The sequence below is a fragment of the Streptomyces sp. NPDC002133 genome, from assembly GCF_040296405.1.
Classification (GTDB): Bacteria; Actinomycetota; Actinomycetes; order Streptomycetales; family Streptomycetaceae; genus Streptomyces.
Genome location: NZ_JBEOXF010000004.1, coordinates 178,341 through 202,809 on the forward strand (window position 1 = coordinate 178,341; position 24,469 = coordinate 202,809).

Sequence of the window (24,469 nt, forward strand, 5' to 3'; positions counted from 1 at the left end):
ACCTGTCCCGTGGCTCAGTTGACGACGACGCCGATTTCCGGCGGGGGCTCGTTCTTGTAGCCGGCCGGACCGAAGTTGGCCTCCACGGCCTTCTGCCAGGAGCCGTCGGCGACCATCTTCTCCAGGGCCGCGTCGATCTTGTTCTTGAGTTCGGTGTCGCCCTTGCGCACACCGATGCCGTAGTTCTCGTTGCTCAGCTTGAAGCCGCCCAGTTTGAACTTGCCCTTGAACTGGTCCTGCGCCGCGTAACCGGCGAGGATCGAGTCGTCGGTGGTCATGGCGTCGATGACCTTGTTCTCGAGGCCGGTCAGGCACTCCGAGTAGCCGCCGTACTCCTGGAGCTGGGCCTGGGGCGCGAGTTTCGTCTTGACGTTCTGCGCCGATGTGGATCCGGTGACCGAGCAGAGCTTCTTGTTGTTCAGGTCGGAGGGCTTGGTGATGGAGTCGTCGTCCGCCCGCACCAGGACGTCCTGGTGCGCCAGGAGGTACGGTCCCGCGAAGTCGACCTTCTTCTTCCGCTCGTCGTTGATGGAGTACGAGGCGACGATGAAGTCGACGTCGCCGCGCTGGAGCAGCGTCTCGCGGTCGGCGCTCTTGGCCTCCTTCCACACGATGTCGGCCGGGTCGTAGCCGAGTTGCCTGGCCACATAGGTCGCGACGTCGACGTCGAAGCCGGTGAAGTTGCCGTCCGGGGTCTTCAGGCCGATGCCCGGCTGGTCGTACTTGATGCCGATGGTGATCTTCTTCCCGTCGCTGTCCGCGCCGGTGTCGCCGCCCCCGTCCGATCCGCAGCCCACGGCGGTCAGGGACAGCGCGAGCGCGACGGCGGCCGCCGCGGTGGCCTTCTGAAGCTTCATGGTGATCATCCTCAGTGGTGAAGGATCTTCGACAGGAAGTCCTTGGCACGGTCGCTGCGGGGGTTGGTGAAGAATGCGTCGGGCGTCGTCTCCTCCACGATCCGGCCGTCCGCCATGAAGACCACGCGGTTGGCGGCCGAACGGGCGAAGCCCATCTCGTGCGTGACGACGACCATGGTCATGCCGTCGCGGGCGAGCTGCTGCATGACCTCCAGCACCTCGTTGATCATCTCGGGGTCGAGCGCCGACGTGGGCTCGTCGAAGAGCATGATCTTCGGATCCATCGCCAGCGCTCTCGCGATGGCGACGCGCTGTTGCTGGCCGCCGGAGAGCTGGGCAGGGTACTTGGCGGCCTGGGAGGCGACACCCACCCGGTCGAGCAGGGAGCGGGCCCGCTCCTCCGCGGCCTTCTTCTCCGTTCTGCGGACCTTGATCTGGCCGAGCGTCACGTTCTGCAGCACGGTCTTGTGCGCGAAGAGATTGAAGGACTGGAAGACCATGCCGACGTCCGCCCGCAGCCGGGCCAGCTCCTTGCCCTCGGCGGGCAGCGGCTTTCCGTCGATGAAGATCTCACCGGAGTCGATGGTCTCCAGCCGGTTGATGGCACGGCACAGCGTGGACTTGCCGCCGCCGGAGGGACCGATCACGACGACGACCTCACCGCGGTCGATCCGCAGGTCGATGTCCTGGAGCACATGCAGCGCGCCGAAGTGCTTGTTGACCTTGTGCAGCACGACCAGGGCACCGTCCGTGCCCGCCATCGCAGGGTTGTACGTCACTGTCGCTCCGCTCCTCGGCTTCATGCTCCGTCCTCGCCGGGTCGGCCGCACGCCGGAGCCCTGCCGGCCCGCGGTCGCGAGGCGGGCCACACTGCGGTGTCGCCGGGGCAGGGCGCTCAGGGAAGCGGCTGCTGCGTCCAGATGGTCTTGCCGCTCGCGCTGCGGCGGGTGCCCCAGTGCTGGGTGAAGTGGGCCACGAGGTCAAGCCCCCGGCCGCCCTCGTCGTCGTCCTCGGCATGGCGCAGATGGGGGGCGGCGCTGCTGGTGTCGGAGACCTCGCAGGTCAGGGTCGTGTCGCGGATCAGCCGAAGCCCGACGGGACCAGAGGAGTAGCGGACGGCGTTGGTGACCAGTTCACTGGCGATGAGTTCGGTGCTGAAGGCGAGATCCCGCAGATCCCAGTCCGCCAGTCTGCCGCCGACCAGCCGGCGGGCCACGGCGGCGCTCGCCGGCTCGTTCGGCAGCGTCCAGGAACCGAGCCGGTCCTCGCCGAGTACGCGGGTGCGTGCCAGAAGCAGCAGGACGTCGTCGTCGGGGCGCTCGGTGAGCATCGCGGTCACCAGGGCGTCGCACAGCTCCCGCACGCCGCCGGTGGGGGCGCCCAGCACCTCGCGGTAGAGATCGAGCCGGCCGTCGGCGCGGCCGTGGAGGAGTCCCGCGTTCTGGAGGGTGAGGATGCTGCCCTCGTACAGCTCCAGCTCGGTGTTCGTGTACGAGGGCAGGCCCCGCCCGAGGACCGGTCCCTGCGGGCAGTCGACGAACCCGACCGTGCCGTCGGGCAGGGCGAATACGGGTGGCGGGTGGCCGGCCCGGGCGACGACACACCTGTGGGTGGCCGGGTTGTAGACGATGTAGAGGCACGTCGCGGTCAGCAGTGGCTGGCCGGGGTCGTCCGTCGGGTACTCCTGTGCGAGGTCGCCGGTCACGTCGTGGAGCCGTTCGAGGAGTTCGTCGGGCTGCAGCTCCATGGCGGCGAAGGCGCTGACGGCCGTGCGCAGCCGGCCCATGGTCGTCACGGTGCGCATGCCGTGTCCTGACACCTCGCCCGCCACGAGCGCGACACGCGCTCCGGACAGCGGAAGGACGTCGTACCAGACGCCGCTGGAGGCCACCGGCATATAGGTGTACGCGGTCTCCACCGCGGTGTGCACGGGCAGCCGGGACGGCACGAGTGCCCGCTGGGTGAGGCGGGCGAGGGTGTGCTCCCGCGTGTACTGGCGGGCGTTGTCGACGCAGACCGCGGCCCGCGTGACGACGTCGCGGGCGAGCAGGAGATCGTCGTCGTCGAAGGACGGGGAGCCTCGCGTGCGGTAGAAGGCCGTCATGCCGAGCAGAACACCGCGGGCGGTCAGCGGGATGGCCAAGAGCGAGTGCGCGCCCGCTTCCCGCAGCAGCTCGGCCCTGGCCGGGTCCCGGACCAGCCATGCGTCATCGACGTCGAGATGGCGAAGGAGCCGGGGCCGCAGATCGGACAGGGCCTGGGCGTAGGGGGTGCCGAAGCGCAGCACGTTGACATCCCCGATCTCGTACAGGCCCGGCACCGCGACCGCGGCGGAGACCCGGAACCCCGCCCGGCGCACGGTGACCTGGTCGAGCGGCGGCCCGGGGGCGGGTGCCTCGCCGTGCAGTACGGCGTCCAGGATGTCGACCACCGCCACATCGGCGAGCCCGCGCGTGGCGGCGTCGGCGAGTTCCTGTGCCGTACGGAAGACGTCCAGCGTGGTGCCGATGGTCTCACCGGCCCGGTAGACCGCCTCCAGGCGTCGCTCGGCGCGGTCCCGCTCGGTGACGTCGACCACCATGACGGCGACGCCGAGGGGGCGGCCTTCGGCGTTGTCGAAGCGGAACGCGGAGATGGACAGCGTCCATTCCCCGTCACGGTTCGGCAGGCGCCCTCGGTACCGGAAGTCGTCGACGGGCCGGCCGGTGTCCAGCACCTCTCGGAGCATGCGTTCCACATCGCCCGCGCCGAATCCCAGGTCCCTCCAGGTACGGCCCAGGACATCGCGGGGGTCCACGCCCTGCGAGCCGGGCGCGGCAGCGCTGAACCGCACGATCCGCAGCTCCGGATCCAGCACGTGCAGCCCGACCCGGGAGTTGGTGAACAGTGCGTGCAGCAGGGCCGCACCGTATTCGGGGTCCATCCCGTGCGGGACCTCCTCTGTCGTACGGCGCCGTGCGCACACCCCTGTCGTGCGGTGTCCGGCGCACACCTCGCCCTCCATTGACCCGCAGCGTGATGCGTCCCGCATCTCCTGCGAGTGCCGCGCACGGGGTCGCGAGGTCAGGCGTTCGGGCGCAGGAACCGCCGCAGCTTCGCCAGGGTCCAGGTGTTGATGATGTCGTCCTCGGTCAGCCAGCCTCGCTGCGCCGTGGCCACTCCGTAGCGCATGTAGGGCAGGTGGGTGACGGAGTGGGAGTCCGAGTTCACGGCGAACTTCACCCCGTACCGCTTCGCGCGCAGGATGTCCTCGTCGCAGAGGTCGAGCCGCTCGGGATGCGCGTTGATCTCCAGAGCGGTGCCGGTTCTGGCACAGGCCTCGAAGACCGCGTCGAAGTCGGCGTCGATGCCGGGGCGCTTGCCGATGCGGCGGGTGGTGGGGTGGCCGATGATCGCGACGTACGGGTTCTCGCAGGCGCGGACGAGGCGGCGGGTGAGCTGCTGCCGGCTCTGGTTGAAGTGCGAATGGATCGAGGCGACGCAGATGTCGAAGTCCGCGAGGAAGTCGTCGGACCAGTCCACGTCGCCCTCCGGCCCGATGTTGAGCTCCGTGCCGTGCAGCAGCCGCATCCCCCGGTGCTTCCGGTCGAGCGCGCGGACGCGTTCGCGCTGCGCGAGCATCTTCTCCTTGGTCATGCGCTGCATGGCGAGATCGGGTGCGTGGTCGGTGACCGCGTAGTAGGCGTACCCGCGCTCGGCGGCCGCGGCGATCATGTCCTCCAGCGGGGCGAGGCCGTCGGTGAGGTCGGTGTGGGTGTGCAGGTCGCCTCGGATGTCCTTCTCGGTGACCAGGTCCGGGAGTTCGCCGCGCAGCCCGGCGGCGATCTCACCGCGGTCCTCGCGCAGGGTCGGCGGGATCCACGGCAGCCCGAGGCGGTCGTAGATCTCCTCCTCGGTCCTGGACGTGATCTTCTTGCCGCTCTTGGCGTCGAAGAGCCCGTACTCGGACAGTTTGAGCTTGTGCCGGACCGCGATCTCGCGGGTGCGGATGTTGTGGTCCTTGGAGCCGGTGAAGTACTGAAGCCCCGCGCCCCAGGAGTCGGGCGGCAGGACCCGCAGATCGACCTGGAGGCCCCGGGTGGTGCGGATGGAGGTCTTCTTCTCGCCGTGCGCGATGACTTCGGCCGTGTACGAGAGGCTCCCGAGCGCCTCCATGAAGGGCGCCGACTTCTCCGCGGCGACCAGGATGTCGATGTCCCCGATGGTCTCGCGCATGCGTCGCAGCGACCCGGCGTACGTGCACCCTTCGCAGCCCTCGATCCGGGACAGCTCGGCGATGATCTGCTCGGCGGAGTCCATCGCCGCGTTGAGGAGGATGCGGTTGCCGGCCTTCTGCATGAGGGCGATGCCGTGGAGGAGGTTCGCCTCGGTCTTCTCACCGAACCCCTTCAGATCGCGCAGCCTCTCCTCGTGGATGGCGTCGAGGAGCTGGTCCACGGAGGAGATCTCCAGCTCCTGGTAGAGCAGCATGGCCTTCTTCGGTCCGAGCATGGGGATCGTCATCAGCTCGCGGACGCCGGACGGGACTGACCGCCTGCGGTCCTCGACGGCAGAGATCTGACCGGTCGTCAGGTACTCGACGACCTTGTCTGCGATGGACTTCCCGACGTTGGGGATCTCCTGGAGCCCCTTGGCGTCGAGTTTCGATACGTCGGCGTGGTAGCCGCCGATGGCGCGGGCGGCCTTCTCGTAGGACCGGGCCCGGAAGGCGTCGCCGCCGGTGATCGCGATGAGGTCGGCGTACTCCTGGAGGAGCGCCTCGATCTCTTCGTTGGCCCTGGGCATGACTCCAGCGTCACACGGTGTCCGGCGGCGCGCCCGGCTGGTGCGTACACGACATCCCACGAGGTACCTCGGGTACGGGCAGCCCTGAGAAGCCGCAGGTCAGGGGGCCGACTTCATGGGTCGGGAGCACCTGATCGAGCCGTGGCATTCTTGGTTGCGAAGGCGTCCGTCGTCGACGAGCAGCGCCCTGGCCCCCTGCGGAGATGCATGTCCCGTTCGCGAACCTCCCCCTTCGCCCTGCGGCGTGGGGGGACCGCCACCGCCGCGCTCGCCGGTGCCGTCGTCGCCGTGCTCGTCGGCTGCTCCACCGGGAGCGGTGCCGGTGCGGCCGACAAGGCGGCCGCCGTGGGCACGGCGGCACCACGGGCGGGCGTGACGACGGCGATACCCGCGGCTCCGCCCCCGGCCGCGCCGACCACCACGCCGACGCCGCCCTCGACGCCCACCACGCCCCCCGCTCCCAGCGAGACCGGCACCCGGACGGAGCCGGCGTCGCTCTCCATCCCTTCGATCGGCATCGAGGGCCTGCGCGTGGTCCCGTACGAGGGGACGACCGACGATCTGCCGGGCACGCGGATCCAGAACGGCGGCGCGGCCGCCAGTCCGTACGGAGAGCACGGCGGCGTCGGCCCTGGCGAGGTCGGGAACTACCTGGTCACGGCCCACCGCCTCTCCGCCGGCGGGCCCCTGCGCGAGCTCCCGTCCGTCGGCGTCGGCGACAAGGTCCTGGTCGCCCACCGCGGCACGATCTACGAGTACACGGTCACCGAGAATCGCAGGACCTCCTTCCGCTCCGAGCGCTCGCCCGCCGAGCAGCGTGCGGCGGTCCCAGGCTCCCCGGGCAAGCAGCCCACCAAGGGGATGATCACACTCTCGACCTGCGCCACACCGGAGGACAACGCGGCCGGGAACTACTGGCGCGACGACAGGGGCAACCCCGAGCACCGCATCGACCGGGTCGGTGTGCTCACCGCGATGCGGGACTCGGCGAGCACCGGCACCGCTCCGTAGAACGAAGAGGCGCGCGCCGAGGTCCCAGCGTCGGCGCGCCGCCCCGGCAACAGCTCTCCGGTCCGCCCCGGACGAGAGCAAGGCGTGAACGGCTCCGTCGGCGCCGCGTACCGGTGACGGAGCAACGCTCCGGGCACCGTCCACGACTTCGTCGATACCCGGCGCCTTGCGCGCGGGACGGGGACGGCCGGGGCCGCCATCGCCCGGGAGCGCCGCGGCCACACCGGAGAACGCGCTCGACGGCGGCGGCCGAGTCCGAGTGGCAGAGCGTCGCCGGCGGCCGGCCGCCGTCAGGCGGCCGCGGCCAGCGTGTCCACCAGCCTGCGCCGGGCGGCACGCGCCGCGGGCAGCACCGAGAGCGCGACCGCCCCCAGCACGGCCGCCGCCGCCACCGCCAGCAGGAGCCCCGGGGACGGCGCACGGGCGATACCGGCGCCGATGCCGCTGGAGCGGCCCTCGGCGTCGATCAGCCAGTGCGCGAAGGGCACCCCCAGCGCCGCGCCGACCGCGGCGGCGGCCAGCGCGGTGCAGCCGACGGCCGTCACCGTGACCGCCGTGATCTGGCGCGGGGACAGCCCGATCGCCTTCAGCGCCAGCAGGTCGCGCTCGCCTTCGCGTACGGTCCCGCCGATCGCCGTCGACAGTTCGATGAGGCCGATCAGGGCCAGCACGGCGATCAGCCCGACCACGACCCCGCGCATCGGCGAGAGCCGGTCCGCCGGGCTGGTGACCTCGTGGATGTCCAGTCGTCCACGTGAGGCCTCCGCGAGCGCCGTGCGCACCTCGCCGGGATCGGCTCCCGGGCGCAGCTGGACCCGGTAGAGCGTCGCGCGCAGCGCCGGGTCGTTCTCGCGCAGGGTGTCGAGCGAGGTGGAGACGGTCCTGCCGCCGTTCTCGGGCTCGATGCTGCGGCCGACGATGTGCAGGACCTGCGGGTGCCCGCCGACCGTCATCCGGACCCAGTCGCCGACGCGTACGCCGAGCAGGTCCAGCAGGCCCTGGCCCGCCACCGCCTCGTCCGGCCCGTGGGGGGTCCGGCCCTCGACGACCGTGTACGGATAGGGCTGCTGCCGGGTGCCGAGTCCGCGCAGCGCGAGGGTCCCGGTCTGGCCGGGGACGAGGGCCGCGACCTCCACGCCCGGGTGGGCGGCGGCCACACGGTCGTCGGCTTCGAGGAGGGCCTGCGCCTCGCGTGGGCCCAGGCTTGCGTCGGCCCGCGCGGTGAGGGCGGCTGCGAGGCCGAGCTCCTCGGGCCTGCTGTCGAAGCGGCCGATGGTCGTCCAGGCGCTGAGGGCCACGGTGATCAGCAGGAGCGGCAGGGCCAGCCGGGCGACCGTGGCCGGGCCCTGGGGACCGCGCGCGAACGCCCGGTGGAAGCCGAGGACGAGCGCAGGCGGCACCCGTAGCCCCAGGGCGCGGCGGGCCGGGCCGCTCAGCGGTCCGCCCGCGCCGGGCGCGGCCGGCAGCACCGGTACGGGCGGCACCCGGCCCGCCCGCCACGCGGCGAGACAGGTCGTGGCGCCGATGAACAGCACCGCGGCGACCGGCACGGCGAGCAGTGCGGCGGTGTACGCGGGCAGTTCCTGCCATACGCCGACGGCCTCGCCGAGCCGGCCGGGCACACGGCTGCCGAGCGTCTCGATGAGCGTCGTGGCGACGAGCGCGCCGAGCGCGGCGAACGCGAGGTGCTGGACGAGGAAGACCCGTACGACCTGGCCCGGGGTGAAGCCGATGGCCTTCAGCACGGAGATGTCCCGCAGATGGCCCCGGACCCGGGTGCTGATCGCGCCGTACACGGCCAGCGCCGCGGCGAGCAGCGCACCGAGTCCGAAGAGTCCCAGCACCTGGCCGAGCAGTCGGGTGTCGCCCTGGGCCTCGGCGCGCGCCTCCTGCCAGTTGGACACGTCGGTGACGGCCCCGGCGCCGAGCCGGGTGACGGCGCGCTGCACGGCGTAGTCGGTGTCGTCGGGGTCGGCGAGGAGCAGCCCGACGACCTGCCCCGGGCGGTCGACGGTGCCCTGCACCGCCTGCACGGCGGAAGGCAGGGCCCAGACGGTGCCGGGGCGTTCGCCGGGGCGGTAGCGGGGCTCGGCGCTGTCCGCGATGCCGAGGACGGTGAAGGTGCGGCCGGTGCCGGGCAGGGTGAGGCTGTCGCCGGGCCCGGCGACCAGCGCTCGGGCGAGACTGCTCTCCAGGACGACGCCGTCGGGGGTTCCGGGACCGAGCCACCGGCCGGACGTGAGCAGCGGGCGGCCGGTCGTCGGCGGCTCCTGACCCGCGCCCCGCAGTTCCGCGGTGGCCCGTGCACCGCGCGACTCCACGGTGGCGGTGGAGGTGCGGTACGGCCCCGACACGGCTCTGACACCGTCCAGGGCCGCGAGCCCGCCCAGGTCGGCGGCCGGTCCGGTACGGATCCAGACATGCGCGCCGTGGGACTGGGCGAAGACGCGCTGCCAGGGGTTGGTCGCGTAACCGAACAGCGCGGCGGCCAGAAGCAGCGCGGCGACGATCCCGGCGGTGGCGGAGACGAGGAACAGCGCTTCACCTCGGTGCGTGCGCAGATCGGCGTGCGCCCAGCGCAGGGTGGCCCGCACGGGTCAGTCCTTCAGCTCGAGGACGCCGGCCAGACCGATGCCCCGGGCCGGCGTGCCGCCCAGCTCGGCGTCGTCGGCTATGCGCCCGTCGAAGAAGCTGATGACGCGGTCGGCGGCACTGGCGAGCCGTGCGTCATGGGTGACGAGCAGGATGGTCTGCCCGCGCTGGTGGAAGCGGGACAGCAGCCTCATCACCTCGCGCGTGCCCTTGCTGTCGAGGCTGCCCGCGGGTTCGTCGGCCAGCAGCAGCCGCGGATGGTTGACCAGCGCCCGCGCCAGCGCGACGCGCTGCTGCTCCCCTCCGGACAGCTCGCCCGGCATGCTGCGCGCCTTGCCCTCCAGGCCCAGCTCGGCCAGCAGCTTCTCCCGCTCGGCGCGGGCCTGTTTGGGGCCCGTGCCGGCGAGGAGCGCGGGCAGCTCGACGTTGTCGGCGACCGTCAGGTTGGACACGAGGTTGAAGAACTGGAAGACGATGCCGATCCGGCGCCGGCGCTCCATCGCCCAGCGCGCCTCGCTGTACGCGTCGGTGCACTCCCCGTCCAGCCAGATGCTGCCGCTGTCCGGGCGCTGCAGCCCGCCGAGCAGATGCAGCAGGGTGGACTTCCCGGCACCCGAAGGGCCGCTGACGGCCACGAACTCGCCGTGCCGTACGGACAGATCCACCCCGCGCACGGCGTGGGCCGGCGCGCCCTCGCCCTGGTGGGTCTTGACGAGGCCCTCGGCCCGCAGCAGCGGAACGGGGCCGGAGTCGGCGTGGTCGGCGGGCTGGCTCATTCCGACCCCTCCAGCTCCTCCTGGCAGCGCTCCAGCCAGTCGAGATCGGCCTGCAGATGCAGCATGGCTCCCTCGATCAGCAGGTGGGCGATGCGGTTCTCCCGGGCCTCGGTCGCGGACAGCTTGGACAGATTGCGCATGGTGTTGAGGTACTCGCGTCGCTGTTTGTTGATGAGGGCGATCTGGTCGGCGAGACCGGTCTGCGGTGCGAGCGCGAGCTTCATGAAGAACTCGTCGCGCACCCGCGGCTCGTCCGCCGTCTCCTCGAACCAGGCACGCAGCGCTTCCGTCCCCGCGCTGGTGAGTCGATAGATCTTCTTGTTGGGCCTGCTGGACTGGGCGACCTCCTCGCCCTCGATCAGCCCCGACTTCTCCAGCCGGCCGAGCGTGACGTAGATCTGGCCGACGTTCGGCTGAGGGTACGCGGCACCCAGCAGTTGCTCAAGGTCCTGCTTGAGTTCATAGCCATGGGCCGGGCCCCTGGACAGGAGGGCCAGGAGAGGCAGGCGCACGCGCTCTCCTCCTCATCTGCCCGAAATCCGATAGGGGCCTAGTATCGCCCATGCCTAACGGGTATACATGCCCCTGACGTCGGACAAGGATGCCCGGCGCCGATGTACTGGGAGGAACCTATGCGGTGGATACGTGCCGCGGGTAGGGGTCTCCTGGTCGCCGCCGTCGTCCTGAGCGGGTACGTCTCCTCGGGCGCGCAGGCGGGCGACCGGCCGCCCGGGGCGGCGCACGACAGCGGGCGCGGCCCGATGACGCTGGCGACGGCGGGTGATCTCACCGGCTATCTCGGCCCGCTGCTGGAAGGCTGGAACCGCAGCCACCCCGGCGAGAAGGTCACCCTTGTCGAACTGCCGGACTCGGCCGACGAGACCCGCGCCCAGATGACCACCGAACTGCGGTCGGGCGGCGGCCGGTTCGACATCCTGAACATCGACGTCGCGTGGACCTCGGAGTTCGCCGCCGCGGGCTGGATAGCCCCGTTGGAGTCACGCCGGTTCGACCTCGACGGCCTGCTGCCTCCGGTCGTGGACACGGCAACGTACGACGGAAAGCTGTACGCCGTCCCGTATGTCACGAATGCCGGAATGCTCTACTACCGCAAGGACATCCTCGACCGGGAGGGCGAACAGCCGCCGCGCACCTGGGCGCAGCTCGAGCGCCAGGCGAGGACCATCGCCCCCGCCTACGGCATCGGCGGCTACGCGGGCCAGTTCCTCCCGTACGAGGGCCTCACCGTCAACGCCACCGAGGCGGTCTACTCGGCGGGCGGCACGATCCTCGGCGACGACGGGCGGGTCACCCTGGATCCGGCCGCGGCCCGCACCGGGATCGGTTTCCTCGCCCGCGGGGTGCGGGACGGCTGGATCCCCGAGGAAGCGCTGACGTACAAGGAGGAGGAGTCCCGGCAGGCCTTCCAGGACGGCCGGCTGCTCTTCCTGCGCAACTGGCCCTACGCGTACGCCGGCGCTTCCGGCAAGGACTCCGAGGTCGCGGGGAAGTTCGGCGCGGTGCCGCTGCCGGGACCCGAGGGGCCGGGCACGAGCGTCCTCGGCGGATCGAATCTCGCGGTCAGCGCGGGCGCGCGGCACCCGGAGTCGGCGGGCGACCTGATCGCCTACCTCACCAGCGACCCCGTGCAGCGGAAGGTGCTCACGGAGGGCGCGCTGCCACCCGTGCGGGCGGGGGTGTACCAGGATCCCGAACTCGTGCGGGACTATCCGTATCTGCCGACGCTGCGCGAGAGCGTGCTGACGGCCGCGCCGCGCCCGAAGAGCGCGCGCTACGAGCAGGTGAGCCTGGCGGTTCAGGCGGTCGTGCACGACGCGATGGCGCAGCACCAGGAGCCCGACACCGCCGTGCGCAGGCTGACCAGGGAACTGGTCGCCGTCGCGTCGCGCCGCGGCTGAGCCCGGCAGCGCCGCCTCCTCGGAGCGTACCCCCTACCTACTTGTTAGGTATCTCCACGGCCGCTTCGAAGGGCGTTGAGGACCAGAAAATACGGGCAATAGCCCCCAACTTCCCTCTGGTTTGCGCATGACCGTTGACACCTTCTTGTCATACCTACCTAACATGCATGCATAACCGCTGGCCCAGCATCTCGGCCGCGGACACCCCTTCATGCAGAAACAGGTCAACGGGTGACGCTCACAGCTCCGGCCGGCGACGGCCCCTCCTGCCGCAGCGCGGCTCTCCGCGCGGACCACCACTGGTGGCGCGAAGCGGTGATCTATCAGGTGTACGTCCGCAGCTTCCTGGACAGCACCGGGGACGGGATCGGCGATCTCGCCGGGGTCCGGGCCGGGCTCCCGTACCTCAAGAAGCTCGGCGTCGACGGAATCTGGCTGAGCCCCTTCTACCCCTCGCCGCAGCACGACCACGGCTACGACGTCGCCGACTACTGCGACGTGGACCCGGTCTTCGGCGACCTCGCCGAGTTCGGTCTGCTGATCGCCGACGCGCACAGGCTCGGCATCAAGGTGCTCCTCGACATCGTCCCCAACCACTGCTCCAGCGAGCACGCGTGGTTCCGCGAGGCCCTCGCCACGGGGCGGGGCAGCGAGGCGCGCGCCCGTTTCCACTTCGCCGAGGGCCGCGGCCCCGGGGGTGACATGCCGCCGAACAACTGGCACGCGATGTTCGGCGGCCCTGCCTGGAGCCGGGTCACCGAGCCGGACGGCACCCCGGGCCAGTGGTACCTGCACATGTTCACGCCGGAACAGCCCGACCTGAACTGGCGCAACCCCGAGACCGCGGGCCACTTCGACCATGTCCTGCGCTTCTGGCTCGACCGCGGCGTCGACGGCTTCCGCATCGACGTGGCCGCCGGACTGTTCAAGCACCCGGAGCTCCCGGACTCCCCCGACCCGGAGGCCGACTCCCGCACCCGGGACTCGGTCAACCCGCTCGCCTGGAACCAGCCCGAGGTGCACGAGGTGTGGCGCCACTGGCGGGCGGTGTGCGAGGAGTACACGACGCGGGACGGCCGTGAGCGACTGCTGGTCGGTGAGGTGTCGGTGCCGACGGCACGCGAACACGCCCAGTACGTGCGCCCGGACGAGCTGCACCAGGCCTTCTTCTTCGACCTGCTCGGCGCCCCGTGGGACGCCGACATGTTCCGCAAGGTGATAGCCGAGGCGATGCAGGACATCGCGGGCACGGGCTCCACGGTCACCTGGGTCCTCAACAACCACGACCAGGTAAGGACCGTCACGCGGTACGGGGAGTCCGGCACCGAGGGCAGCGGACTCGGCGCGGCACGGGCGCGGGCGGCGGCGCTGCTGATGCTGGCCCTGCCGGGTGCCGCGTACATCTACCAGGGCGAGGAGCTGGGCCTGCCGGAGGTCGTGGACCTGCCGGACGAGGTGCTCACCGACCCGATCTTCCGGCGCACGGGCAGCAGGGCACGCATCCGCGACGGCTGCCGGGTGCCGCTGCCGTGGTCGGGCCACGCGTCACCGTTCGGCTTCACCTCGGGGGCCGACGGTGCCAAACCGTGGCTTCCGCAGCCGGGCTGGTTCGCCGAGCACGCCACCGACCGCGCGCTCGCCGACACCCGCTCGTTCTGGCACCTGTACCGCGACGGGCTGCAGCTGCGCCGCGGTCTGCCGCAGCTGGGCGAGGGCACCCTGCGCTGGCTGGAGTCCGAGCCCGGTGTCCTCGCCTTCGTCCGGGGCGACGGGCTCGTCTGCGCCGTCAACTTCGGCACCGCGCCCGTGCCCGCCCCGGTCTCCGGTGCCCCGCTGCTGTCCAGCGGGCCCTGCCCCACCGGCGTACTGCCCGGATCCACGGCCGCCTGGTGGATCAGCGACCGCACCGGCCCATGACCCCGACACGGCTCCCCGAACTCCCGCAACCCCACAACCTCGCAGTCCTGCTCCTTCCCTTCCGCCCCTTCCCCTGATCCAGAAGGACATCAACGATGACGTCACGACGAATCCTGCTCGCGAGCTGCACGGCCCTGACCCTCGCCCTCGGTGCGACCGCCTGCGGCGGCGGCCCCGTCACCACCGCGAGCGGCGGCGACAAGTCGCTCGACGGCCAGACCATCACCGTCGCGGGCGTCTGGTCCGGCGCCGAGCAGAAGAACTTCCAGAAGGTCCTCGACGCCTTCACGGCCAAGACCGGGGCCAAGACCCAGTTCGTCTCCACCGGTGACAACGTCTCCACGGTCGTCGGCAGCAAGATCGAGGGCGGCAACGCCCCCGACGTGGTGATGGTCCCGCAGGTCGGCGTCCTCCAGCAGTTCGCCGAGCAGGGCTGGCTGAAGCCGCTCTCCAAGACCGCCGAGAAGGCCGCCGAGACCAACTTCGCGAGCGTGTGGAAGGCGTACGGCACCGTCGACAGCACCTTCTACGGCCTGTACTTCAAGGCCGCCCACAAGTCGACCGTCTGGTACAGCCCCGACGCCCTCGACCAGGCGGGTGTGAAGGCGCCGAAGACTTACGCGGAGATGCTCGACGCCGGGCGGGCCGTCTCCGACTCCGGGCTGCCCGCCTTCGCGGTCGCCGGCGAGGACGGCTGGACCCTCACCGACTGGTTCGAGAACATCTACCTCTCGCAGGCCGGGCCCGAGAAGTACGACATGCTCGCCGCGCACACGCTCAAGTGGACCGACCCGAGCGTCGTCAAGGCGCTCACGACCCTCGGCGCGCTGTTCGCCGACAAGGAGCTGATCGCGGGCGGCCAGAAGGGCGCCCTGAGCACCGACTTCCCCGGCTCGGTCGAGAAGGTGTTCGGACCCGACCCGGAGGCCGGCCTCGTCTACGAGGGCGACTTCGTCGCCGGTGTCGCGAAGGACCAGTTCGGCAAGAAGATCGGCGAGGACGCGGCCTTCTTCCCGTTCCCCGCGGTCGACGGGGGCAAGGCACCCGTCGTCAGCGGCGGTGACGCCGCCGTCGTCCTCAAGGACGGCAAGAACCAGAAGGCCGCCATGGCGTTCCTGGAATACCTCACGACTCCCGAGGCGGCCGCCGTCTGGGCGGAGGCCGGCGGCTTCCTGTCCCCGAACAAGGCGCTCGACCTCGCCTCGTACGGCGACGACACCACCCGGCAGACGGCCAAGTCGCTGATCGAGGCCGGCGACTCCGTCCGCTTCGACATGTCCGACCAGGCACCCGCGGCGTTCGGCGGCACCAAGGGCGCGGGCGAGTGGAAGCTGCTCCAGGACTTCCTGCGCGACCCGTCGGACGCCACGGCCACCGCGGCGAAGCTCGAGGCCGCGGCGGCCAAGGCGTACCAGGGCTGATCGGTCATGACCACCGCTGTCACCTCCTCCGCCCGGAAAGCGGCGGGACCTCCCCCGCTCTCCGGGGCCGCGGATCCCCGGCGCCGCGCGCAGCGGCGCCTGCGGATCATCGCCGTGGCCTTCGTCCTGCCGGCGCTCCTGCTGCTCGGTGCGCTCGTCGTCTACCCGGTGCTGTTCTCGGTCGGCCGGAGCTTCTTCGACGCCGGCGGCACCCGCTTCGTCGGCGGCGAGAACTACACCGAGATGTTCCACGACCCGGCCACGCTCAAGGCCGTCCGCAACAGCGCCATCTGGGTGGTCGTCGCCCCGACACTCCTCACCGGCCTCGGTCTGATCCTCGCGGTGCTGGTGGAGAAGGTCCGCTGGGCCACGGCGTTCAAGCTGCTGCTGTTCATGCCGATGGCGGTGTCGTTCCTCGCCGCGGGCATCATCTTCCGGCTCGCGTACGACGAGGACCCCGACAAGGGCGTGCTGAACGCGGCCGTCGTCGGTGTGCACGACGCCTTCGAGGGCACGTCCTCGTATCCGAACGCCCGTGCCCGGGACGGTCAGGGCCTGACGAAGGCCGCGGACGGGTCGTACGCGACGGCCGATGCGGTGTCCCCGGGAGGGCGCAGCGTCAGCCTCGGGCTCGTCGGCGTACCGCCCAAGGAGCTGCCCGCCGAGGCGAGGCCCGCCCACGCGGCGGCCGCCCGGCAGGCGGCTGCGCGCGAGCTGCTCGGCGTCGTCTACCTGGACTTCACCCCGGGCGGCGGCGGTGAGCAGGGGAAGGCCGACAAGGCCGAGAGCGGCCTGCCGAGGATGACGGTCGAGGCGGTGCGCGACGGGAAGGCGGTCGCCACCGCGACGACCGCCGCCGACGGCTCCTTCCGCTTCACGGACCTGGACGCCGGCTCGTACACCGTGCGGTTGCCCGCGGCGAACTTCGCCCAGCCCTACGAGGGCGTCTCCTGGCTCGGGCCGGCGCTCGTCACTCCGGCGATCATCGGCGCCTATCTGTGGATCTGGACCGGCTTTGCGATGGTGCTGATCGGTGCGGGGCTGTCCGCGCTGCCGCGCGACACGCTGGAGGCGGCGCGGATGGACGGCGCCAACGAGTGGCAGGTGTTCCGCAGGATCACCGTGCCGCTGCTCGCGCCCATCCTGACCGTGGTCTTCGTGACCCTGGTGATCAATGTGATGAAGGTCTTCGACCTCGTCTACATCATCGCGCCGGGGCCGGTGCAGGAGGACGCCACGGTGCTGGCCACCCAGATGTGGCTGGTCTCCTTCGGCGGTGGCAACAACCAGGGGCTGGGCAGCGCGCTCGGTGTGCTGCTTCTGCTGCTGGTGATCCCGGCCATGGTGTTCAACGTCCGCCGATTCCGCAGGAGTCAGTCATGAACCGGCTTCGCAGCTGGCTGGGCCATGGCCTGGTCCAGGCGTTCCTGGTGGTCATCGGGCTGGTGTGGATCACTCCGCTGGCCGGCCTCCTCCTCTCCTCGATGCGCTCGGCGCAGGACAACGCCGGCAGCGGCTGGTGGACGACCCTGACGAGCCCGGGACAGCTGTCCTTCGACAACTACTCGGCGCTGCTCGGCAATGCCGGGATCACACAGGCGTTCTGGAACACCGTGCTGATCTCCGTGCCGACGACCGCCCTGGTCATCGTCGTCGCGGCACTCGCCGGATACGCCTTCGCCTGGCTGGAGTTTCCCGCCAGGGACTGGCTGTTCCTGCTGGTGGTGGCCCTGCTGGTGGTACCGGTCCAGGTCGGTCTGCTGCCGGTCGCAAAGCTCTTCGGCCAGTTGGGGCTGTTCGGCACGATCCCGGGCGTGGTGCTCTTCCATGTCGCCTACGGACTGCCGTTCGCCATCTTCCTCCTGCGCAACTACTTCGCCGACATCCCGCGCGAAATGCTGGAGGCCGCGCGGATGGACGGGGGCGGCGAGTGGCGGATCTTCACCCGGCTGGTGCTGCCGGTGGGGCGGCCGGCGATCGCCAGTCTGGCGATCTTCCAGTTCCTGTGGGTGTGGAACGACATGCTCGTGGCCCTGCTGTTCGCGGACAGTTCGTCCCAGCCGCTCACGGTGGAACTGCAGTCGCAGGTCAGGCAGTTCGGCAGCAACATCGACGTCCTGGCGCCGGGTGCCTTTCTGTCCCTGATCGTGCCGGTGGTGGTCTTCTTCGCCTTCCAGCGGCACTTCGTCCAGGGCGTGATGGCGGGCTCGGTGAAGTAGCCGCCGCGCCATGACAGCACGCCGCCCTGCCGGTCGCCCGCACGAGCGGGCGCACCGGCAGGGCGGCGTGGCGACGGTGGTCAGGAGCGGTGCAGCAGTGACCTCATGGCCGCCAGCAGCGTGGCCTCGGCATCGGGCACCGCATCGGCAGACCGCCAGGCCACGAAGCCGTCCGGGCGTACGACCACGGCGCCGTCGGCCGTCGTGCCGTGCAGCTCGGCCCAGTCGACGCCCTTCTCGGGGACGAGATCGGCGTCCGGTCCCTCGCCGATCCGGTACGCCGGGAACGTGACTGACAGCCGGTCGGCGACGTGTGCCGCGGCCTCGTACCAGGCCTGATCGCCGTCGGATCCGCACAGCAGGACGAACGTGCGCTCGTACAGGTCCACGGTCGACACCTGCCGGACACTGCCGGGCCGGTGCAGCCACATGTGCGGGGCGCGGCTTCCGGGCTCGCCGGTGATCTCCATCCGCAGAGGCATCACGGAGAGTTCGGGGTCGACGCCCAGGACCGCACCGCGCGGGTAGCGGTAGCCCATGGCGACGGTGAGCATCCCGCTCTGCCTGCCGCCCGGCATGTCCGGGCCGGGGGCGTAGCCCGGGTGGCTGTGCTCCACCGAGCGGGCCGATGCGCGGGCGCTCGTGGCCTGGGCCACCGGCTTGCGCTCGGCCTCGTACGTGCCGAGGAGACCGGGCCCGGCGGAGCCGTCCAGCGCCAGGGCGAGCTTCCAGGCGAGGTTGTGCGCGTCCTGGATACCGGTGTTGGAGCCGAACGCGCCGGTCGGCGACATCTCGTGGGCGGAGTCGCCCGCGAGGAAGACCCGGCCGTCGGCGTACCGTTCGGCGACCCGCTCGGCGGCGTGCCACGGGGCCTTGCCGGTGATCTCGACGTCGATGTCGGGGGCGCCGGTCGCCTTGCGGATGTGGGCGGTGCAGCGCTCGTCGGTGAAGTCCTCCAGGGTCTCGCCGCGGTCGGGCTGCCACGGCGCGTGGAAGACCCAGTTCTCCACGTTGTCCACCGGCAGCAGGGCGCCGTCCGCCTCGGGGGCGGTGAGGTAGCACACGATGAAGCGCCGGCCGCCGACGACGTCCGCGAGCCTGCGCGAGCGGAACGTGATGCTCACGTTGTGGAACAGGTCGCCCGGGCCCGTCTGCCCGATGCCGAGCTTCTCGCGGATGGGGCTGCGGGGTCCGTCGGCCGCGACCAGATAGTCCGCGCGCACCGTGCGGCGCTGTCCGGTGTCACGGCTCTCGATGACGGCGGTGACGCCCCTGGCGTCCTGCTCGAAGGACTTGAGCTCGGTGGAGTACCGCAGGTCGCCGCCGTTCTTACGGGCGCAGTCCAGCAGCACCGGCTCCAGGTCGTTCTGGCTGCACACGCACCACCCGGTCGGGCTGAACCGGGCCACCCCGCCGCCGGGGTCGATCTCCTTGAGCAGCCACTCGCCCTCGTCGCCCACGAGCGACGGCGTCTGAAGAATGCCGTGGTTGCCCGCGAGAAGGGACGCGGCGTCGTGGATGAGCGGCTCGGCACCGGCGACCCGGAACAGCTCCATGGTCCGCACGTTGTTGCCGCGTCCGCGGGGGTGCCTCGAGGTGCCGGCGTGTCGCTCGACGAGCATGTGCCCGACGCCGAGGCGACCCAGGAACAGCGATGTGGACAGACCCACCAGGGATCCGCCCACGATCAGGACCGGCACGCGGTCGTCGACGTGTTCTTCCATCAGTAGCTCCAGCTCCATCCGCCGGTAAGGGGAATGGAGTTTCCATGCCCTTGCGGGAGGGCCTCGATCGCCCCTTCACCCGCTTGGTTCACACATCTCGCGCCACCCGTGGTACCGGCCGAAGATCGAAGCCGGACAGCCCCATCGTGTCAGCGGTGACAGGCCGTCCGATCCGTCGGATCTCTCACTCCGAACCGCGGAGAGCCGGCTCCGTGCCACACGAGTGGCGCGGCTTCACTGTCTCGAAGGAGATGTGTGGAACATGACTACGCTGTCCGAACGTATATCTCAGTCGGCCTTCGACGGCTCCAGGCTGCGGGTCGTCCTCCTGCTGGACCTCCACGACGGCGCCCAGCAGCGCTTTCTCGAGGCGTACGAGCACATGCGCAACCAGGTGGCATCGGTCCCCGGGCACATCAGCGACCAGCTGTGCCAGTCGATCGAGAACCCCTCCCAGTGGCTGATCACCAGCGAATGGGAGAGTGCGCCGCCGTTCCTCGACTGGGTGAACAGTGAGGAGCATGTGGAGACGGTCCGGCCGCTGCACAACTGCGTACGGGACACCCGGTCGCTGCGCTTCAGTGTTCTGCGTGAGACCGGCAGGCTCCACACCGCGGCCGCGCCGGTCAGCGGTGGCCTGCAGCCCTTCCCCCGAGTGGGTGACGGTGTGGTGCGCCACGCGCTCACCTTCACGGTCAAGCCCGGCAGCGAGCCGCTCGTCGCGGAGATCCTCGCGGGCTACACCTCCCCGGAGGCGAAGGTCGACGAGCACACGCGGCTGCGCCGCACCACGCTCTTCATGCACGGGAACCGGGTGGTACGCGCCGTGGAGGTGCAGGGCGACCTGCTTGCGGCGCTGCGCCACGTGGCCCGGCAGCCCGAGGTCCGGGCCGTCGAGGAGGCCATCAACCCTTACCTGGAGCAGGACCGGGACCTCAACGACCCCGATTCCGCACGGGTGTTCTTCACCCGGGCGGCGCTTCCGGCGGTGCACCACCTGGCCACCGCCGGCGAGGGGCACCCGGACGTCAAGCGGCACGCGCTGTTGTACCCGGCCAAGCCGGGCTGCGGCATGGCGCTGGCCCGGCTGCTCGCCCAGCAGGACGAGGCTGCGGCGGACGACCCTTCGGCGTGCGTCGACAGCAGCACCGTCTTCCAGCGTGACGACATCGTCGTACGGCTGGTGGACGTGCGCGGCTCCATCGACTCCGACCCGCTGCTGGCACTCGGCGCGCACGGTCCGCGCAAGGCGGCGATGCTGGCGCGGCTGCTCGACGACGACGCGGTCGGCCGGGGCTCGCGGGCCTCGGAGGAGGACATGGCGCTCTTCCTCAAGAAGGCCGACATGCGTCTGATCACCGACCGCCGGGCCCCCTGAACCGCGACTTCCGGGCCCCGAACCGCTCGTCCGGCGCCAGGCGGTGCGGTGCGCGCACACCGCACCACAAGCACACCGCACCACGCGCACACCGCACCGCCGGCCCGCACGCCGGCACCACGCCACACGGCCACGTGGAGGAACCAGTCATGACCACACCCCATCGCATCGTCGACCTCAGCGAGACCCAGCCCAATCGCAGGCGCGGAGGCGATCTGCGCGCCATGCTCACGCCCACCGCGGTGGGCGCCACGAGCGGCTTCATGGGCCTGGCGATCGTGGAGCCCGGCGACCGCATCGGTGAGCACTACCACCCGTACTCCGAGGAGTTCGTGTACGTCGTCAGCGGCGCACTCGAAGTGGACCTGGACGACGAGACGTTCCCGATCCGGCCGGACCAGGGGCTGTTCATCCCCCCGTACGTACGGCACCGCTTCCGGAACGTGGGCAGCATCGAGGCCCGGATGGTCTTCCACCTGGGCCCGCTGGCACCCCGGCCGGAACTCGGCCACGTCGACACCGAGGAGACCCCAGCCATGGAAGGCGCCGCACAGCACCGGCCGCCGGAACCGACAAGGACGGCTTCATGACCCGGCAAGTAGCCGTAACCGGCGTCGGCATAGTGGCGCCGGGAGGCGTGGGCATACCGGCGTTCTGGGACCTGCTGTCGAACGGCCGTACCGCGACGCGCGGCATAACGCTGTTCGACCCGACAGGATTCCGCTCCCGCATCGCAGCCGAGTGCGACTTCGATCCGGAAGCCCACGGCCTCGGACCCGAGCAGATCCAGCGCGCGGACCGGTACGTCCAGTTCGCGATGGTCGCCGCCGGGGAGGCCCTGCGCGACGCGGGGCTCGACCCGGAGCGCGAGGACCCGTGGCGGATCGGGGTGTCCCTGGGCACCGCGGTGGGCGGCACCACCCGCCTCGAGCACGACTACGTGAAGGTCAGCAGTTCGGGCCGGCGCTGGGACGTGGACCACAGCGAGGCGGAGCCGCATCTCCACCGGGCGTTCTCGCCCAGCGCGCTCGCCTCCGAGGTGGCCGAACAGACCGGCGCCCACGGACCGGTGCAGACCGTCTCCACGGGGTGCACGTCCGGTCTCGACGCGATCGGTTACGCCTTCCACGCGATCGAGGAGGGCCGGGTGGACGTCTGCATAGCGGGCGCGTCGGACTCTCCGATATCCCCGATCACGGTCGCCTGCTTCGACGCGATCAAGGCGACGTCCCCGAACAACGACGACCCGGCTCACGCCTCCCGCCCCTTCGACGCGAACCGGGACGGATTCGTGATGGGCGAGGGCGGAGCCGTACTCGTCCTGGAGGAGCTGGAACACGCGCGTGCCCGCGGTGCCCGGGTGTACTGCGAGATCGGCGGTTACGCCACCTTCGGCAACGCCTACCACATGACCGGTCTCACCCGGGAGGGCCTGGAAATGGCCCGCGCGATCAACAGCGCACTCGACCACGCCCGTGTCGACGGGTCGGACATCGACTACGTCAACGCGCACGGCTCGGGCACGCAGCAGAACGACCGGCACGAGACCGCCGCGGTCAAGGAGTCGCTCGGACCGCACGCGTACGAGGTGCCGATGAGTTCCATCAAGTCCATGGTGGGTCACTCGCTCGGCGCCATCGGGGCGATAGAGATCGTCGCGTGCGTGCTGGCCATGGCCAACCAGGTCGTGCCGCCGACGGCGAACTACGAAACCCCCGACCCCGAGTGCGATCTCGACTATGTGCCACGCACCGCGCGCACCCGCAAGCTGCGCAACGTGCTCTCGGTCGGCAGCGGCTTCGGCGGATTCCAGTCCGCCGTGGTCCTGACCCGGCCAGGAGGGAGGACACGATGAGTCCTCGGCAGGACCGGCGTCCAGCCGTCACCGGTATCGGTGTCGTCGCCCCCAACGGGGTCGGCACCGACGCCTTCTGGAAGTCCACTCGCGAGGGCGTCAGTGTCCTCGACCACATCACCCGAGAGGGCTGCGAGCATCTGCCGGTCCGTGTCGCCGGAGAGGTCCGCGGCTTCGCTCCCGAGTCACTGGTCGAGGAGCGCTATCTCGTCCAGACCGACCGGTTCACGCATTTCGCGATGGCCGCCGCCGACATGGCCCTGGCCGATGCGCGGATCGCCCCCGGCGACTTCAGTGACTCGCCCTTCGCCGTGGGCGTGGTCACCGCCGCGGGGTCGGGCGGCGGCGAGTTCGGGCAGCGTGAGCTGCAGCGGCTGTGGGGTCAGGGCTCACGCTATGTGGGCCCGTACCAGTCCATCGCCTGGTTCTACGCGGCGAGCACCGGGCAGATCTCGATCCGTGGCGGGTTCAAGGGCCCCTGCGGTGTCGTGGCCAGTGACGAGGCGGGCGGTCTGGACGCCTTCGCGCACGCCGCCCGGGTCATCGGGCGGGGCACCGACGCCGTCGTCATCGGCGCGGCGGAGGCACCGCTCGCGCCGTACTCGCTGGTCTGCCAGCTCGGCTACCGCGAGCTCAGCACGGTCGAGGAACCGGAGCTCGCGTACCGGCCCTTCACCTCGGAGGCCTGCGGTTTCGTGCCCGCCGAGGGCGGAGCGATGCTGGTCGTCGAGGACGAGGCGGCGGCGCGCCGCCGTGGCGTTCCGGTGCGGGCCCTCGTGGCGGGCCACGCCGCGACGTTCACCGGGGCCTCCCGGTGGGAGCAGTCCCGCGAGGGACTGGCCCACGCGATCCGCGGCGCCCTGGCGGACGCCGAGTGCGCCCCCGAGGAGATCGACGTCGTGTTCGCCGACGCTCTCGGCATCCCGGAGGCCGACCGGGCGGAGGCGCTGGCGATCGCCGACGCCCTGGGCCCGCACTGCACCCGTGTGCCGGTGACGGCACCCAAGACCGGTACGGGCCGGGCGTACTGCGGAGCACCGGTGCTGGACACGGCCGCCGCGGTGCTCGCCCTGCAGGACGGCCTCGTCCCCCCCACGCCCAATGTCTCCGACGTGTGCCACGACCTTGAGGTGGTGACCGGCAGGGCCCGCCCCGCCGAGCTGCGCACGGCCTTGGTGCTGAGCCGAGGACTCATGGGCTCGAACGCGGCGCTCGTGCTGCGGCACGGCGCCGACAACCCCTCGTGAGAAGGAGGATCTCTCATGACCACACAGATCACGAAACTGACCATCGAAGAGCTGGCCGCTCTGATGAAGAAGGGCGCAGGTATCACCGTCGACCCCGCGGAGATGGGCGGCCGGCCCGAGGCACGGTTCGACGAGTACGGCCTCGACTCGCTCGGTCTGCTGGGCATCGTGGGCGAGCTGGAGAACCGGTACGGCCGGGCCCTGCCCGCCGACGCCGACCGCTGCAAGACCCCCCGCGAGTTCCTCGACCTCGTCAACAACTCCCTCATGGCAGGAGCCTGAAGTGTCAGGGCACACCGAAAACCAGATCACCGTCAACGCGCCGCTCGATCTCGTCTGGGACATGACCAACGACATCGAGAACTGGCCCCGGCTGTTCAGCGAGTACGCGTCCGTCGAGATCCTGGAGCGCGCGAACGACGCGACCACGTTCCGCCTGACCATGCACCCCGACGAGAACGGGAAGGTGTGGAGCTGGGTGTCGGAGCGGGTGACCGACCGCAAGGCGCTCACGGTCCGCGCCCGCCGCGTCGAGACGGGCCCCTTCCAGCACATGGACATCCGCTGGGAGTACCGGCAGACCGCGCAAGGCGTCCAGATGAAGTGGACGCAGGACTTCGCGATGAAGCCGGACGCCCCGGTCGACGACGACTGGATGACCGACAACATCAACCGGAACTCCCGCGTCCAGATGGAGCTCATCAGGGACAAGATCGAGCAGCGGGCCCGCGAGCGCGAGACCGTCGCGGCCGCCACCGACTGACCCCA

20 protein-coding genes are annotated in these 24,469 nt (G+C 71.0%); 12 read left to right on the forward strand and 8 right to left on the reverse strand.

What is annotated here, in order from left to right; translation table 11 throughout:
• Positions 1-14: 14 nt before the first annotated feature.
• From ABT078_RS07230 to polX, 4 genes are all read right to left on the reverse strand, one after another.
• Entirely contained in the window at positions 15-857 is an 843-nt protein-coding gene (locus ABT078_RS07230; protein WP_351224737.1) for a glutamate ABC transporter substrate-binding protein, read from the reverse strand.
• An 11-nt stretch (positions 858-868) separates the two neighbouring features.
• On the reverse strand, positions 869-1,618 hold the full coding sequence (locus tag ABT078_RS07235; RefSeq protein ID WP_351225065.1) for an amino acid ABC transporter ATP-binding protein: 750 nt from the start codon (positions 1,616-1,618) through the stop codon (positions 869-871).
• A gap of 134 nt (positions 1,619-1,752) precedes the next feature.
• Positions 1,753-3,780: a SpoIIE family protein phosphatase gene (locus ABT078_RS07240; RefSeq protein ID WP_351224739.1), complete on the reverse strand. Its 2,028-nt coding sequence runs from the start codon at positions 3,778-3,780 to the stop codon at positions 1,753-1,755.
• Positions 3,781-3,920: 140 nt separating this feature from the next.
• Entirely contained in the window at positions 3,921-5,642 is a 1,722-nt protein-coding gene (gene polX, locus ABT078_RS07245) for a DNA polymerase/3'-5' exonuclease PolX (RefSeq protein WP_351224741.1), read from the reverse strand.
• Positions 5,643-5,849: 207 nt separating this feature from the next.
• Here polX and ABT078_RS07250 point away from each other — a divergent pair, with 207 nt between their 5' ends.
• A complete protein-coding gene (locus ABT078_RS07250; protein ID WP_351224743.1) occupies positions 5,850-6,653 on the forward strand; it encodes a class E sortase in 804 nt (267 codons plus the stop codon).
• Between the two features lie 290 nt (positions 6,654-6,943).
• On the opposite strand, the gene ABT078_RS07255 is transcribed toward ABT078_RS07250, so the two are convergent.
• Genes ABT078_RS07255 through ABT078_RS07265 form a run of 3 tightly spaced genes read right to left on the reverse strand, consistent with a single transcriptional unit; the run spans position 6,944 to position 10,533 of the window.
• Complete coding sequence (locus ABT078_RS07255) at positions 6,944-9,247, reverse strand: FtsX-like permease family protein (RefSeq protein ID WP_351224745.1); 2,304 nt, start codon at positions 9,245-9,247, stop codon at positions 6,944-6,946.
• A 3-nt stretch (positions 9,248-9,250) separates the two neighbouring features.
• Positions 9,251-10,021 carry an ABC transporter ATP-binding protein gene (locus tag ABT078_RS07260; RefSeq protein WP_351224747.1) on the reverse strand — a complete coding sequence of 257 codons (771 nt, stop codon included), beginning with the start codon at positions 10,019-10,021 and terminating at the stop codon, positions 9,251-9,253.
• On the reverse strand, positions 10,018-10,533 hold the full coding sequence (locus tag ABT078_RS07265; RefSeq protein WP_351224749.1) for a PadR family transcriptional regulator: 516 nt from the start codon (positions 10,531-10,533) through the stop codon (positions 10,018-10,020). Before ABT078_RS07265 ends, ABT078_RS07260 begins: the two co-directional genes overlap by 4 nt.
• 120 nt (positions 10,534-10,653) lie before the next feature.
• Between ABT078_RS07265 and ABT078_RS07270 the strand changes: the two genes are divergently transcribed.
• The 5 genes from ABT078_RS07270 to ABT078_RS07290 all read left to right on the forward strand — a co-directional run bounded on the left by ABT078_RS07270 (position 10,654) and on the right by ABT078_RS07290 (position 17,497).
• On the forward strand, positions 10,654-11,940 hold the full coding sequence (locus tag ABT078_RS07270) for an ABC transporter substrate-binding protein (protein WP_351224751.1): 1,287 nt from the start codon (positions 10,654-10,656) through the stop codon (positions 11,938-11,940).
• Between the two features lie 231 nt (positions 11,941-12,171).
• Positions 12,172-13,857 (forward strand): glycoside hydrolase family 13 protein, encoded by a 1,686-nt coding sequence (locus ABT078_RS07275; protein WP_502981171.1) that lies wholly within the window; start codon positions 12,172-12,174, stop codon positions 13,855-13,857.
• Positions 13,858-13,952: 95 nt separating this feature from the next.
• A complete protein-coding gene (locus ABT078_RS07280) occupies positions 13,953-15,278 on the forward strand; it encodes an ABC transporter substrate-binding protein (RefSeq protein WP_351224753.1) in 1,326 nt (441 codons plus the stop codon).
• A gap of 6 nt (positions 15,279-15,284) precedes the next feature.
• Positions 15,285-16,661: a carbohydrate ABC transporter permease gene (locus ABT078_RS07285; protein ID WP_351224754.1), complete on the forward strand. Its 1,377-nt coding sequence runs from the start codon at positions 15,285-15,287 to the stop codon at positions 16,659-16,661.
• Positions 16,658-17,497 carry a carbohydrate ABC transporter permease gene (locus tag ABT078_RS07290; RefSeq protein ID WP_351224756.1) on the forward strand — a complete coding sequence of 280 codons (840 nt, stop codon included), beginning with the start codon at positions 16,658-16,660 and terminating at the stop codon, positions 17,495-17,497. The genes ABT078_RS07285 and ABT078_RS07290 overlap by 4 nt, the downstream gene beginning before the upstream one ends.
• Before the next feature lie 80 nt (positions 17,498-17,577).
• Here the strand turns inward: ABT078_RS07290 and ABT078_RS07295 are convergent, their stop codons facing one another.
• Positions 17,578-19,221, reverse strand: a complete 1,644-nt coding sequence (locus ABT078_RS07295; RefSeq protein WP_351224758.1) for an FAD-dependent oxidoreductase — start codon at positions 19,219-19,221, stop codon at positions 17,578-17,580.
• Positions 19,222-19,483: 262 nt separating this feature from the next.
• Here ABT078_RS07295 and ABT078_RS07300 point away from each other — a divergent pair, with 262 nt between their 5' ends.
• From ABT078_RS07300 to ABT078_RS07325, 6 genes are all read left to right on the forward strand, one after another.
• Positions 19,484-20,599 (forward strand): SchA/CurD-like domain-containing protein, encoded by a 1,116-nt coding sequence (locus ABT078_RS07300; RefSeq protein ID WP_351224760.1) that lies wholly within the window; start codon positions 19,484-19,486, stop codon positions 20,597-20,599.
• A 149-nt stretch (positions 20,600-20,748) separates the two neighbouring features.
• Positions 20,749-21,189, forward strand: coding sequence for a cupin domain-containing protein (locus ABT078_RS07305; protein WP_351224762.1), 441 nt, complete (start codon positions 20,749-20,751; stop codon positions 21,187-21,189).
• Positions 21,186-22,454, forward strand: a complete 1,269-nt coding sequence (locus ABT078_RS07310) for a beta-ketoacyl-[acyl-carrier-protein] synthase family protein (protein WP_351224764.1) — start codon at positions 21,186-21,188, stop codon at positions 22,452-22,454. The genes ABT078_RS07305 and ABT078_RS07310 overlap by 4 nt, the downstream gene beginning before the upstream one ends.
• A complete protein-coding gene (locus ABT078_RS07315) occupies positions 22,451-23,701 on the forward strand; it encodes a ketosynthase chain-length factor (protein WP_351224766.1) in 1,251 nt (416 codons plus the stop codon). Before ABT078_RS07310 ends, ABT078_RS07315 begins: the two co-directional genes overlap by 4 nt.
• 15 nt (positions 23,702-23,716) lie before the next feature.
• The gene (locus tag ABT078_RS07320; protein ID WP_351224768.1) at positions 23,717-23,983 is read left to right on the forward strand and encodes an acyl carrier protein; all 267 of its coding nucleotides are present in this window, start codon (positions 23,717-23,719) and stop codon (positions 23,981-23,983) included.
• A 1-nt stretch (position 23,984) separates the two neighbouring features.
• A complete protein-coding gene (locus tag ABT078_RS07325; protein ID WP_351224770.1) occupies positions 23,985-24,464 on the forward strand; it encodes an SRPBCC family protein in 480 nt (159 codons plus the stop codon).
• Positions 24,465-24,469 lie beyond the last annotated feature (5 nt).

What these genes read in the sequence shown, in the direction of transcription:
- ABT078_RS07285 (WP_351224754.1), top strand. Translation starts at nt 15,285, where the DNA reads ATGACCACCGCTGTCACCTCCTCCGCCCGGAAAGCGGCGGGACCTCCC.
- ABT078_RS07235 (WP_351225065.1), bottom strand. Translation starts at nt 1,618, where the DNA reads ATGGCGGGCACGGACGGTGCCCTGGTCGTGCTGCACAAGGTCAACAAG.
- ABT078_RS07240 (WP_351224739.1), bottom strand. Translation starts at nt 3,780, where the DNA reads ATGGACCCCGAATACGGTGCGGCCCTGCTGCACGCACTGTTCACCAAC.
- ABT078_RS07315 (WP_351224766.1), top strand. Translation starts at nt 22,451, where the DNA reads ATGAGTCCTCGGCAGGACCGGCGTCCAGCCGTCACCGGTATCGGTGTC.
- ABT078_RS07300 (WP_351224760.1), top strand. Translation starts at nt 19,484, where the DNA reads ATGACTACGCTGTCCGAACGTATATCTCAGTCGGCCTTCGACGGCTCC.
- ABT078_RS07250 (WP_351224743.1), top strand. Translation starts at nt 5,850, where the DNA reads ATGTCCCGTTCGCGAACCTCCCCCTTCGCCCTGCGGCGTGGGGGGACC.
- ABT078_RS07260 (WP_351224747.1), bottom strand. Translation starts at nt 10,021, where the DNA reads ATGAGCCAGCCCGCCGACCACGCCGACTCCGGCCCCGTTCCGCTGCTG.
- ABT078_RS07310 (WP_351224764.1), top strand. Translation starts at nt 21,186, where the DNA reads ATGACCCGGCAAGTAGCCGTAACCGGCGTCGGCATAGTGGCGCCGGGA.
- polX (WP_351224741.1), bottom strand. Translation starts at nt 5,642, where the DNA reads ATGCCCAGGGCCAACGAAGAGATCGAGGCGCTCCTCCAGGAGTACGCC.
- ABT078_RS07305 (WP_351224762.1), top strand. Translation starts at nt 20,749, where the DNA reads ATGACCACACCCCATCGCATCGTCGACCTCAGCGAGACCCAGCCCAAT.
- ABT078_RS07290 (WP_351224756.1), top strand. Translation starts at nt 16,658, where the DNA reads ATGAACCGGCTTCGCAGCTGGCTGGGCCATGGCCTGGTCCAGGCGTTC.
- ABT078_RS07270 (WP_351224751.1), top strand. Translation starts at nt 10,654, where the DNA reads ATGCGGTGGATACGTGCCGCGGGTAGGGGTCTCCTGGTCGCCGCCGTC.
- ABT078_RS07320 (WP_351224768.1), top strand. Translation starts at nt 23,717, where the DNA reads ATGACCACACAGATCACGAAACTGACCATCGAAGAGCTGGCCGCTCTG.
- ABT078_RS07295 (WP_351224758.1), bottom strand. Translation starts at nt 19,221, where the DNA reads ATGGAAGAACACGTCGACGACCGCGTGCCGGTCCTGATCGTGGGCGGA.
- ABT078_RS07230 (WP_351224737.1), bottom strand. Translation starts at nt 857, where the DNA reads ATGAAGCTTCAGAAGGCCACCGCGGCGGCCGCCGTCGCGCTCGCGCTG.
- ABT078_RS07280 (WP_351224753.1), top strand. Translation starts at nt 13,953, where the DNA reads ATGACGTCACGACGAATCCTGCTCGCGAGCTGCACGGCCCTGACCCTC.